Origin of the sequence: Piscirickettsia litoralis, from assembly GCF_001720395.1 — a bacterium.
GTDB classification, from domain to species: Bacteria; Pseudomonadota; Gammaproteobacteria; order Piscirickettsiales; family Piscirickettsiaceae; genus Piscirickettsia; species Piscirickettsia litoralis.
This window is the reverse complement of the sequence record NZ_MDTU01000001.1, coordinates 1,548,729-1,561,301: the sequence shown is the minus strand read 5'-3', so window position 1 is coordinate 1,561,301 and position 12,573 is coordinate 1,548,729. Positions and strand designations below refer to the sequence as shown.

Annotated in this window: 8 protein-coding genes and 4 tRNA genes; all 12 read left to right on the top strand. The window is 46.2% G+C overall.

Going from position 1 to position 12,573, the window contains the following annotated elements:
* Positions 1 to 32 precede the first annotated feature (32 nt).
* Positions 33 to 117 (top strand) — tRNA-Tyr (locus BGC07_RS07705).
* Between the two features lies 1 nt (position 118).
* Positions 119 to 192, top strand: a tRNA-Gly gene (locus BGC07_RS07700).
* Positions 193 to 215: 23 nt separating this feature from the next.
* A tRNA-Thr gene (locus BGC07_RS07695) sits at positions 216 to 291 on the top strand.
* Between the two features lie 60 nt (positions 292 to 351).
* Positions 352 to 427: transfer RNA gene (locus BGC07_RS07690), tRNA-Trp, on the top strand.
* A 25-nt stretch (positions 428 to 452) separates the two neighbouring features.
* Complete coding sequence (secE, locus tag BGC07_RS07685; RefSeq protein ID WP_069312627.1) at positions 453 to 821, top strand: preprotein translocase subunit SecE; 369 nt, start codon at positions 453 to 455, stop codon at positions 819 to 821.
* A 9-nt stretch (positions 822 to 830) separates the two neighbouring features.
* Entirely contained in the window at positions 831 to 1,370 is a 540-nt protein-coding gene (nusG, locus tag BGC07_RS07680; protein ID WP_069312626.1) for a transcription termination/antitermination protein NusG, read from the top strand.
* A 138-nt stretch (positions 1,371 to 1,508) separates the two neighbouring features.
* On the top strand, positions 1,509 to 1,940 hold the full coding sequence (rplK, locus tag BGC07_RS07675; protein WP_069312625.1) for a 50S ribosomal protein L11: 432 nt from the start codon (positions 1,509 to 1,511) through the stop codon (positions 1,938 to 1,940).
* Positions 1,941 to 1,942: 2 nt separating this feature from the next.
* On the top strand, positions 1,943 to 2,641 hold the full coding sequence (gene rplA / locus BGC07_RS07670) for a 50S ribosomal protein L1 (protein WP_069312624.1): 699 nt from the start codon (positions 1,943 to 1,945) through the stop codon (positions 2,639 to 2,641).
* Between the two features lie 246 nt (positions 2,642 to 2,887).
* Positions 2,888 to 3,394: a 50S ribosomal protein L10 gene (rplJ, locus tag BGC07_RS07665; protein ID WP_069312623.1), complete on the top strand. Its 507-nt coding sequence runs from the start codon at positions 2,888 to 2,890 to the stop codon at positions 3,392 to 3,394.
* Positions 3,395 to 3,434: 40 nt separating this feature from the next.
* Positions 3,435 to 3,803, top strand: a complete 369-nt coding sequence (rplL, locus tag BGC07_RS07660; protein ID WP_069312622.1) for a 50S ribosomal protein L7/L12 — start codon at positions 3,435 to 3,437, stop codon at positions 3,801 to 3,803.
* A gap of 295 nt (positions 3,804 to 4,098) precedes the next feature.
* A complete protein-coding gene (rpoB, locus tag BGC07_RS07655; RefSeq protein WP_069312621.1) occupies positions 4,099 to 8,175 on the top strand; it encodes a DNA-directed RNA polymerase subunit beta in 4,077 nt (1,358 codons plus the stop codon).
* A gap of 57 nt (positions 8,176 to 8,232) precedes the next feature.
* Positions 8,233 to 12,450 (top strand): DNA-directed RNA polymerase subunit beta', encoded by a 4,218-nt coding sequence (gene rpoC / locus BGC07_RS07650; RefSeq protein WP_069312620.1) that lies wholly within the window; start codon positions 8,233 to 8,235, stop codon positions 12,448 to 12,450.
* Positions 12,451 to 12,573 lie beyond the last annotated feature (123 nt).

Genomic DNA, 12,573 nt, shown 5'->3' with positions numbered 1-12,573 from the left:
GTAAAAAGCTATAATGCTTAACCTTAATAAATGGTGGGGTTCCCGAGCGGTCAAAGGGACCAGACTGTAAATCTGGCGGCTCAGCCTTCGAAGGTTCGAATCCTTCCCTCACCACCACGCGGGTATAGTTAAATGGTAGAACCTCAGCCTTCCAAGCTGATGATGCGGGTTCGATTCCCGCTACCCGCTCCAACTCTTTAAGTTTAAAGTATTTAGCCCATATAGCTCAGGCGGTAGAGCACTTTCTTGGTAAGGAAGAGGTCACCAGTTCGAGTCTGGTTATGGGCACCACCTTGTGGCAGGCTTGTGAAGCGGCTGGTATTTTGTTAGAATACTGACCGGTATTTCCGTAGGCTAGTGGCTCAATTGGTAGAGCAGCGGTCTCCAAAACCGCAGGTTGGGGGTTCGAGTCCCTCCTAGCCTGCCATTATTTTCTAGGTGTACGTCACATTATGACTGTGAAAGTTGAGCTGAAAAGTCGTTTTGACAAATTGAAATGGGCATTGGTTTGCCTTTTAGTCGTTGCGGCTGCGGTAGGAAACTTTTATTTTTCATCCTATGCATTATCATTACGGGCAGGGGCAATATTAGTTGTTATTGTTGCAGCCTTAGCGATTGCGAGCTTGACAGATAAAGGTCGTCAAGCAGTTAGTTTTTTGCGTGAAGCACGTATTGAGTTGCGCAAAGTTGTTTGGCCGGCGCGTAAAGAAGTACAGCAAACGACACTGATTGTTGGTGCGTTTGTCGTTGTTGCAGCGCTTGTATTGTGGGGGGTTGACTCCATTAGTGCCTGGGCAATTAAACATATTCTATTTACATAGGTGAAAATGATGTCAAAGCGTTGGTATGTTGTTCAAGCGTATTCGGGCTATGAAAAGCGAGTGGTCAACTTGCTAAAAGAGCATATGAAGGCGGCTAATTTAGAAGATAAGTTTGGCGAGATTCTTGTGCCTACAGAAGAAGTTGTTGAGATGCGCTCTGGGCAGAAGCGCAAAAGTGAGCGCAAGTTTTTTCCGGGTTATGTATTAGTGCAGATGGAAATGGACGAAGAGGCTTGGCACTTAGTGCGTAATGTTCCTCGTGTTTTAGGTTTTATCGGTGGCACGGCAGAGCGCCCAGCGCCAATTACTGATGCAGAAGCAGATCGAATTCTAAATCGCTTGAAAGATGGCGAGAATAAGCCACGGCCGAAAACATTGTTCGAGCCGGGTGAGATTATCCGCGTTATCGATGGTCCGTTTGCTGACTTTAACGGCACGATCGAAGAAGTGGATTATGAGAAGAGTAAAGTGCGTGCGGCGATTTCTATTTTTGGTCGCTCAACGCCAGTCGAACTTGATTTTGGTCAAATCAGCAAAGATATTGACTAGAAAATAAAGTGAAAATGATGGCCCTATGGTAGCTTTTTAGCTGTCATGGGGTTTTGTTGGCTCTGCATGGTGAAAAGTGCAGGGTGTGGGGAGTTCTAGTTGGCTAGAGCGTTGGTACCCGTATTGTGGAGTTTTAACATGGCTAAAAAAGTTTCAGCCTATATTAAGTTGCAGGTTGCTGCAGGTAAGGCAAATCCAAGTCCTCCGGTGGGCCCAGCATTGGGTCAGCACGGTGTCAATATCATGGAATTTTGTAAAGCATTCAACGCAAAAACACAAAATTTGGATGCAGGTGCACCTGTTCCAGTTGTGATTACTGTATATAGTGATCGTAGTTTTACTTTTGAAACTAAAACGCCACCAGCGTCTTACTTGTTAAAGAAAGCAGCCAAGCTGAAAAAAGGTTCTGGTACGCCTAACTTAAATAAAGTCGGTAAAATAACACGTGCTCAGCTTGAAGAAATTGCTGAGATTAAAATGCCTGATTTGACTGCATCAAACATGGATGCGGCTGTACGTACAATTGCAGGAACTGCAGTACGTATGGGTCTTGAAGTAGAAGGGGTGTAGTCATGGCGAAATTAACAAAGCGTGCAAAGCTGATTGCTGATAAAGTTGAAGCGGACAAGCAATACGAAATCATTGAAGCACTAAATCTTCTTAATGAAGTGTCTTCAGTGAAATTTAAAGAATCTGTTGATGTAAGCGTTAACTTGGGTATTGACCCGCGTAAATCAGATCAAGTGGTCCGTGGTGCGACAGTATTGCCTCACGGTACTGGTAAAGACGTTCGTGTTGCTGTATTTGCACAAGGTGCGAACGCAGAAGCTGCAAAAGCGGCAGGTGCTGACGTTGTTGGTTTTGAAGATCTGGCCGAAGAAGTGAAAAAAGGCAACTTAGATTTTGATGTTGTTATCGCTTCTCCTGATGCAATGCGTATTGTTGGTCAATTAGGCCAAGTATTGGGTCCGCGTGGTTTAATGCCTAACCCGAAAGTGGGTACTGTAACACCTGATGTTGCAGGAGCGGTTAAAAATGCCAAAGCTGGCCAGGTTCGTTACCGTGCTGATAAAACAGGTATCGTTCATGCGAGCATCGGCAAACTTGGCTTTGATGCAAACCAATTAAAAGAAAATTTAGAAACACTGTTAGTGGCGTTGCAAAAGGCGAAGCCTGCATCTGCTAAAGGTGTTTACATGAAGAAAGTTACGGTCTCCACAACAATGGGGCCGGGTGTTGCAGTTGATCAAGCGACTTTAGCTGTTAAGTAAAGTTACTTGGCTCACTGTAGCCATTTCGCTTGCTCTGTTATCTGGAATTTATATGAATGATAACCGGGCAAACGTCCAAGACCGTAGGTGCTTTTGAATAAAAGCTTAATGAGAAATCGCCTACGCAGACGGTGATGACCTGATTGCTTTAGCAAATGATTCACCGGCTGTCATGGTTAAACATGATGTATTAATATGATTAGTTGTTGATTATATTGATGCATTGATTTTAGAGGTAAGAAAAGCATGGCGCTGAATCTTGAACAAAAGAAAGCCATTGTTGCTGAGGTAACAGCAGTAGCACAGGCTTCAGTATCAGCTGTAGCGGCTGAGTACCATGGCTTAACTTCTAATGACATGAACAGCTTACGTAAGCAAGCGCGTGATGCAGGTGTGAATCTGCGTATCGTGCGTAACACGCTAGCTCGTCGTGCTGTAGAAGGTACGTCTTTTGAGTGCATGAAAGAAAAGTTCACAGGTCCTTTGATCTTGGCCTTTGCACCTGAAGAAAACCCATCTGCGGCTGCGCGTTTAGTGCGTGACTTCGCAAAAACAAACAAAGCGCTAGACACTAAATCATTGGCATTTAACGGTGATTTAATGGAAGCGTCTGAGCTTGATAAGCTTGCGAAGATGCCAACACGTGATGAAGGTATTGCAATGTTGATGGGCTTAATGAAAGAGCCTGTTGCTAAACTTGCACGTACACTCGCTGCTGTTCGTGACCAGAAAGAAGCCGAAGCTGCGGCATAAATTAATTTATTTTTGTTAAACTAATGTGGGAGTCATAACAATGGCTGTAACTCAAGAAGAAATCTTAAACGCAATTGCTGAAATGAAAGTTTCTGACGTTGTTAACTTAATTGAAGCAATGGAAGAGAAGTTCGGTGTAACTGCTGCTGTAGCGACTGCTGCTCCTGCGGCTGACGCTGGCGCTGCTGCTGAAGAGAAGACTGAATTTGATGTAATCATGAAAGAATTTGGTGGCAACAAAGTTGGTGCTATTAAAGCAGTTCGTGGTATCACAGGTCTTGGCTTGAAAGAAGCGAAAGGTATGGTTGAAAGCTGCCCAGTTGCAGTTAAAGAAGCTGTATCTAAAGACGAAGCTGAAGAAATCAAGAAGCAGCTTGAAGAAGCAGGTGCAACTGTCGAACTTAAATAATGTTCGACTGTACAGGCTAAAGCGAAGGGTTGGCACAAGTGTCAGCCCTTTCGCCGTTGGCCTTTTGCCGAAATTGTGTTATTCTGTCACGTTTGTTAATTATGTGACTTGGCGTCTGTCTGAAAGTGACTAGCGGTTTGCTAACAAAAAATAATTTGAACTAGTAGACGCATTGACTGAGTCGGTTAAACTATTAAAAGCAGTAGTAAGCAGTTTTAAAGATAATCTAGTGTTCTCTGGTAAAAAAGCTTTCATTTGAAGCTTTTCATAACTTGATCAAGCTTTAGGAGCCCCAATGGCCTACTCCTACACTGAAAAGAAGCGAATTCGTAGGGAGTTTGCTAAACTTCCTCACGTGTTAGATGTTCCCTACCTTTTGTCTATCCAAAAGGATTCCTATCAACAATTTTTGCAACGAGGCGTGAATTTAGAAAAGCGTCTTGAATCTGGTTTGCATGCTGCCTTTTCATCGGTATTGCCGATTGCAAGTTTCTCTGGTAGTGCAGAGTTGCAATACGTCGATTATCGTTTGGGTGAGCCCTTATTCGATGTTAGAGAATGTCGAATTCGTGGTATTAGCTATGCAGCGCCGCTACGCGTAAAATTGCGTTTAGTGATTTACGACAAAACAGCTTCGGGTGATACCAAAGTTGTTAAAGATATCAAAGAGCAAGAAGTTTACATGGGCGAGCTGCCATTGATGACCGAAAACGGTACGTTCATCATCAATGGAACTGAGCGTGTGATTGTCTCTCAGCTGCACCGCTCACCGGGTGTGTTCTTTGATCATGATAAGGGTAAAACGCACTCTTCTGGAAAATTATTATTTTCTGCGCGTGTGATTCCTTACCGTGGTTCTTGGCTCGATTTTGAGTTTGATCCTAAAGATTTACTCTATGTGCGTATCGACCGTCGTCGTAAGTTGCCGGCAACTATATTATTGCGTGCGTTAGGCTATAACGCTGAAGAAATTTTAGATATTTTCTTTGAAACGACAGCATTTTACCTTGGTGATAAAGGCGTTGAAATGGAACTTGTTCCCGAGCGTCTGCGCGGTGAAACCGTTGCCTTTGACATTAAAGATGAAAAAGGCAATGTCTTAGTTGAAGAAGGTCGCCGTGTGACTGCGCGTCACGTGCGTAAGATTTCTGAAGCCGGCTTGAAAAAATTAGTTGTGCCTGCGGATTATATTCTGGGTAAAGCCTTGTCGCATGATGTGGTCAGCTCCGATGGTGAAATCGTTGCGGCTGCAAACAGTGAAATCACGCCTGATTTACTCGCTGCGATTCATAAGGCAGGTGTTAATGAGCTACGTGTGATTTATACGAATGATATGGATCGTGGTCCATATATTTCTGATACTTTGCGTGCAGATCCAACGACTTCACAAATGGAAGCCTTGGTTGAGGTGTATCGAATGATGCGCCCAGGTGAGCCGCCAACTAAAGAAGCTGCTGAAAACTTAATTAAAACGTTGTTCTTCTCAGCAGATCGTTATGACCTTTCTGCGGTGGGACGTATGAAATTTAATCGCCGCATTGGTCGTGAAGAGATCGAGGGTGAAGGTGTTCTTTCAAAAGAGGACATCTTGGCGGTGATGAAAACATTGATTGAAATTCGCGATGGTAAAGGTCAAGTTGATGATATCGATCACTTGGGTAACCGTCGTGTACGCTCTGTTGGTGAGATGGCTGAAAACCAATTCCGTGTTGGTTTAGTGCGTGTTGAGCGTGCTGTGCGTGAGCGCTTGGGCATTGCTGAATCAGAAAATCTGATGCCGCAAGACTTAATTAATGCGAAGCCGGTGTCTGCTGCGATTAAAGAGTTCTTTGGTTCTAGTCAGCTGTCTCAGTTTATGGACCAAAACAACCCGCTTTCAGAAATTACCCATAAGCGCCGTGTTTCAGCATTAGGTCCAGGTGGTCTAACGCGTGAGCGCGCAGGCTTTGAGGTGCGTGACGTACACCCAACTCACTATGGTCGCGTGTGTCCGATTGAAACGCCTGAGGGGCCAAACATTGGTTTGATTAACTCGTTGGCAACCTATGCGCGGACGAATAAATACGGTTTCTTAGAAACACCGTATCGTCGTGTTGTGGATGGCAAAGTCACCGGTGAAGTTGACTTTCTATCGGCCATTGAAGAAGCTGAGCACATTATCGCTCAGGCGAACGCAACAGTCGCTGAAGATGGCGGTTTAACAGATAGTTTGCTGCATTGCCGCCAATCGGGTGAAACCTTCTTTACGACTGCGGATAAAGTTGATTATATGGACGTTGCGCCTCGCCAGATGGTCTCTGTTGCCGCCTCGATGATTCCATTCTTAGAACACGATGATGCAAACCGTGCCTTGATGGGATCGAATATGCAACGTCAAGCGGTGCCGACTTTGATTGCAGAGAAGCCTGTGGTCGGAACCGGTGTTGAGCGCACAGTCGCCGTAGACTCTGGAGTGACTGTTGTTGCTAGACGTGGTGGTGTGATTGATTCTGTAGATGCGACACGTATTGTGGTTCGTGTCAATGATGCTGAAACTGAAGCCGGTGAGGCTGGGGTTGATATTTACAACCTCACTAAATATACCCGTTCTAACCAAAACACGTGCATTAATCAGCGCCCATTGGTGCGTAATGGCGATGTGATTGCCAAAGGCGATGTTCTCGCCGATGGGCCATCGACAGATATCGGTGAGCTGGCGCTGGGTCAGAATATGTACGTGGCCTTCATGCCGTGGAATGGTTATAACTTTGAGGATTCGATTCTCATTTCTGAGCGTGTCGTTGAAGAAGATCGCTTTACGACGATTCATGTTGAAGAATTAGTCTGTATCGCGCGTGATACTAAGCTTGGTCCTGAAGAAATTTCTCCAGATATTCCAAATGTTGCTGAAAGCTCGCTGGCAAAGCTTGATGAATCCGGTATTGTGTTCGTCGGTGCTGAAGTGAAAGCTGGTGATATTTTGGTTGGTAAAGTGACGCCTAAGGGTGAAACTCAACTGACCCCTGAAGAAAAGCTATTGCGTGCGATCTTCGGTGAAAAAGCCTCTGATGTGAAAGATACCTCATTGCGCATGCCTACGGGGATGTCGGGTACGGTAATCGATGTTCAGGTCTTCACTCGTGATGGTGTTGAAAAAGATGATCGCGCCAAAGAGATCGAAGAAGCTGAACTTGAAATGTTCCGTAAAGACTTGCGTGATGAAGTGCGTATTCGCGAAGCGGATGTGCTGCAACGTCTGCGCAAGATGCTTGTGGGTCAAGTAACGATTGGTGGTTCTGGCTTGAAGGCCGGTGCAACGATCACCGCAGCGGATATTCAAGATCTTCCTGCTGAAAAATTGTTCACGATTCGTTTGCAAGACGAGAAGATCGGCGATCAGTTAGAGCGTATTCAAGATCACTTTGCTGATATTCGTAAAGAATTTGAGCAACGCCTTGAAGAAAAACGCTTGAAAATCACTCAAGGGTCTGATTTGGCGCCAGGTGTATTGAAGATCGTTAAGACTTATATTGCCGTCAAACGTCGTATTCAGCCAGGTGATAAGATGGCCGGTCGTCACGGGAACAAAGGTGTAATTTCACAAATTGTTCCTGTTGAAGATATGCCGCATGACAAGAATGGTCGTCCAGTGGACATCTGCTTAAACCCGCTTGGGGTGCCATCGCGGATGAACATCGGCCAGATTCTTGAGACTCACTTGGGTTGGGCTGCTAAAGGTTTGGGCGAATGTATCGGTGAGATGCTCGATGAGCAGCGCGAAGTTGCTAAAGTGCGTGAGTTCTTAGGGCAAGTTTATAACGGCGATACAGAGCACCCAGAAGATCTAGATTCTTTAAGCGATAAAGAAATTCTAGCGTTGGCGAATAACCTGCGTAAGGGTGTGCCGATGGCAACAGCCGTCTTTGATGGGGCAGCAGAGAAGCAGATCAAAGGCATGCTAAAACTCGCTGGGTTGCCTGAATCAGGTCAAACCATCTTGTTTGATGGCCGTACTGGTGTTCAATTTGATCGTCCGGTCACTGTCGGCTATATGTACATGTTGAAGCTTAATCACTTAGTTGATGACAAGATGCATGCGCGTTCAACAGGCTCTTACAGCTTGGTGACGCAGCAGCCACTCGGTGGTAAAGCGCAATTCGGTGGTCAGCGTTTTGGTGAGATGGAGGTCTGGGCCTTAGAAGCTTATGGTGCAGCCTACACCCTACAAGAAATGCTGACAGTGAAGTCTGATGATGTTGGAGGCCGAACTAAGGTCTATAAAAACATTGTTGAGGGCGATCACCGTATGGAACCAGGCATGCCTGAGTCCTTTAATGTGTTAGTCAAAGAAATCCGTTCACTTGGTATCGATATCGAGCTTGAGCAAGAGTAATCATCGCGGCGCGCTTAATATTGAGCGCGCCCCGTTCTTCAACGCGGGAGAACAGCCTTGAAAGATTTATTGGGTATGGTGAAGCGTGGTGCACGCTTCGAAGATTTTGATGCAATCCGTATCGGCCTTGCATCACCCGACATGATACGTTCGTGGTCTTATGGTGAAGTAAAGAAGCCTGAGACGATTAACTATCGTACATTTAAGCCAGAACGTGACGGTTTGTTCTGTGCGAAAATCTTTGGACCGATCAAAGATTACGAATGCTTATGTGGTAAATATAAGCGCTTAAAGCACCGTGGTGTGATTTGTGAGAAGTGTGGTGTTGAAGTTGCGCCAACGAAAGTTCGTCGTGACCGCATGGGCCACGTCGATCTTGCAAGCCCGGTTGCACATATTTGGTTCTTGCGTTCATTGCCTTCACGCATAGGCACATTGCTTGATATGACCTTACGTGATATCGAACGTGTGCTTTATTTTGAAGCCTTTGTCGTTATTGAGCCGGGCATGACGGCCTTAGAAAAAGGTCAAATGCTTTCTGATGAAGAATATCTAAATGCCTTAGAGCAGTATGGTGATGAGTTCGATGCTCGTATGGGAGCTGAGGCGATCAAGATTATCTTAAAAGAGCTTAATCTTGAAAGTGAAATCACCGCATTGCGTGATGAATTGCCAACGACTAATTCAGAAACTCGCATTAAGAAAATCACTAAACGCCTGAAACTATTAGAAGCGTTTGCTGGTTCTGGCAATAAGCCAGAATGGATGGTGATGGATGTGTTGCCTGTTCTGCCGCCTGATCTGCGTCCATTGGTGCCGCTAGATGGGGGCCGTTTCGCAACCTCTGACTTGAACGACTTATATCGCCGTGTCATTAACCGTAACAACCGTTTGAAGCGCTTATTAGAGCTTGCAGCGCCTGATATCATTGTTCGCAATGAAAAACGCATGTTGCAAGAGTCTGTTGATGCTTTATTAGATAATGGTCGTCGTGGCCGCGCGATTACGGGTTCTAACCGTCGCGCACTAAAATCGTTGGCAGACATGATCAAGGGTAAGCAGGGGCGTTTCCGTCAAAACTTGCTCGGTAAGCGTGTTGACTATTCAGGTCGTTCTGTCATCGTGGTCGGTCCGACATTGCGTTTGCATCAATGTGGCTTGCCAAAGAAAATGGCCTTAGAGTTATTTAAGCCGTTCATTTTCAGTAAGTTACAGTTCCGTGGTTTGGCGACAACGATTAAGGCAGCGAAAAAGCTCGTTGAAAAAGAGGCTGCTGAGGTTTGGGACGTTCTTGATGAAGTGATTCGTGAGCATCCTGTTCTACTTAACCGTGCACCGACATTGCACCGTTTAGGGATTCAAGCCTTTGAGCCTGTACTGATTGAAGGTAAAGCGATTCAGTTGCATCCGCTCGTCTGTGCGGCTTATAACGCTGACTTTGACGGTGACCAGATGGCGGTTCACATTCCGTTGACGATTGAAGCGCAGCTTGAAGCGCGTGCTTTGATGATGTCGACGAACAATATTTTATCGCCAGCATCAGGTGATCCAGTGATCGCACCATCGCAAGACGTGGTTTTGGGTATTTATTATACGACACGTGAGAAGATCAATGCCAAAGGTGAGGGCATGGTCTTTGCGGATATCAAAGAAGCAGAGCGTGCGTATCAAGCCGAAGTTGTAGATCTACATGCGAAAGTTAAGGTCCGTATTACCGATTTTGCGCGTGATGATAATAATGAATTGATTGAGCGTACTCGCTTGATCGATACAACGATCGGTCGTGCTTTGTTATTTACTATTGTTCCGGCGGGTATCCCGTTTGAAATGGTGAATAAAGCCATGGGTAAAAAGCAAATCGCCGGCCTACTCGATGAGTGTTATCACAATGTTGGTCTAAAAGAGACAGTGATTTTTGCCGATCAGCTGATGTATGCCGGATTTAGGTATGCAACGCGCTCGGGTGTCTCTGTTGGTATTGATGACATGGTGGTGCCTGAGTCTAAACCGGCGATTATTGAAGAAGCAGAGTCTCAGGTTCGTGAGATTACTGAGCAATATGCTTCCGGCTTGGTGACCTCAGGTGAGCGTTATAACAAAGTCGTCGATATTTGGTCGCGCACTAATGATACTGTTAAAAAAGCGATGATGGAGAACCTCTCGAAAGAGCAGGTGGTTGATGCCGAAGGCAATACTGTAGAGCAAGCTTCATTTAACTCAGTTTACATGATGGCAGACTCAGGAGCGCGTGGTTCGCAAGATCAGATGCGTCAGCTCGCAGGTATGCGTGGTTTGATGGCAAAACCGGACGGTTCGATCATTGAAACGCCGATTATCGCTAACTTCCGTGAAGGTTTGAACGTCCTTCAATACTTTATCTCGACGCACGGTGCGCGTAAAGGTTTGGCCGATACCGCATTGAAAACAGCGAACTCAGGTTACTTAACGCGGCGTTTGGTCGATGTGGCTCAAGATGTTGTCGTGACTGAAGTCGATTGTGGGACTGAAGAAGGCTTGACTATGACGCCGCTGATCGAAGGTGGTGATGTGGTTGTGCCATTGGCAGATCGCTTAATTGGTCGTTCTTGTGCGAAAGATGTGATTTCGCCATCCGGTGACGTGGTTCTTGAAAAAGGCACTTACTTGGATGAGCACTCGATTAAACGTATTGATGATGCTGGTGTTTATGAGGTTGTTGTCCGTTCTGCGGTGACCTGTGAGACGCGTCGTGGTATCTGTGCGACTTGCTATGGTCGTGATTTGGCGCGTGGTCATCGTGTGAATGCTGGTGAGGCAGTTGGTGTGATTGCAGCGCAATCCATTGGTGAGCCGGGCACGCAGTTAACCATGCGTACCTTCCACATTGGTGGTGCGGCATCGCGGGCGTCTGCAGCGAATAATATCCAGGTGAAAAACAGTGGTTTTGTTCGTTTCCACAACATTAAGAAAGTGGACCGTATTGACGGCAAATCGGTAATTATTTCACGATCGAGCCAAATCGCCGTGGTCGATGAGCACGGTCGTGAGCGTGAGCAGTATAAGCTGCCGTATGGTTCAGAGCTTTCTGTGACCGATGGCGCGGCGATTGATGCTGGTCAGATTGTGGCGACGTGGGATCCGCACTCGCATCCGATTATCTCAGAAGTGAAAGGGCGTATTCGTTTTATCGACTTGGTTGATGGCGTGTCGATGTCCCGCCAGGTTGATGAGATGACCGGGCTTTCAAGTATTGTGGTTGAAGATGCGAAACGTTCGGGTGCAACAGGTAAAGAATTGCGGCCAATGGTACGTTTGGTCGACGCGCATGGTGATGATCTGTGTATTCCAAATACCAATATTGCTGCAAGTTATAACTTGCCAACCGGCGCGATCTTAAACCTTGAAAACGATGCCGAGGTGGGCGTGGGTGATGTTATCGCACGTATTCCACAAGAAGGCTCGAAGACGCGTGATATCACCGGGGGTCTACCGCGTGTAGCTGACTTATTCGAAGCGCGAATCCCTAAAGAAGCGGCGGTCTTAGCTGAGATTACTGGAGTGGTTAACTTTGGTAAAGAGACGAAAGAAAAGCGCCGTTTGGTGATTACACCGCCTGAGGGTGAAGCGTTTGAAATCTTGGTGCCAAAATGGCGTCCACTGAACGTCTTTGAAGGTGAGCAGATTGAAAAAGGTGAGGTTCTCGTCGATGGTGAGCCGAGCCCGCATGACATCTTGCGCCTGAAAGGGGTTAGAGCGTTGGCGGATTATATCGTCAATGAGATTCAAGACGTCTATCGTCTTCAGGGTGTGAAAATTAATGATAAGCACATTGAAGTTATCTTGCGCCAAATGTTGCGTAAGGTCATGGTCACGATGGCAGGCGATACCAAATTGCTGGTCGGTGAACTTGTTGAAGACTATCAAGTGCTAGAAGAAAATGAGCGTTTAGCTGAAGACCAAGTACCGGCACGTTTCACGCCGATGCTGTTAGGGATCACTAAAGCCTCACTTTCAACAGAATCCTTTATCTCAGCGGCCTCTTTCCAAGAGACGACACGTGTCTTGACAGAAGCGGCTGTGACAGGAAAACGTGATGACCTTCGTGGTCTCAAAGAGAATGTGATTGTTGGTCGACTGATTCCTGCGGGAACTGGATTGGCTTATCACAATGAGCGACGTCGTAACCGTCAACCAGAACCGGTGCAAGAGCTTCAAGAAGCTAAGAAACCGACCGCAGATGATGTGCAAAGTGCTTTAAGTGAAGCCTTTAAAGCCTCTGATGCCAGCGGTTCTTAGTAAAACTTGATCATTGCTAGCGTTTCGATTACAGTAGGCAGGCGAAGTCTGTCTGCCTAAGTTCTTGACAGTGATAGACAGGCTTTTTTATAATCACCCATCCGCTTTGTGCGGGTGAGTGAT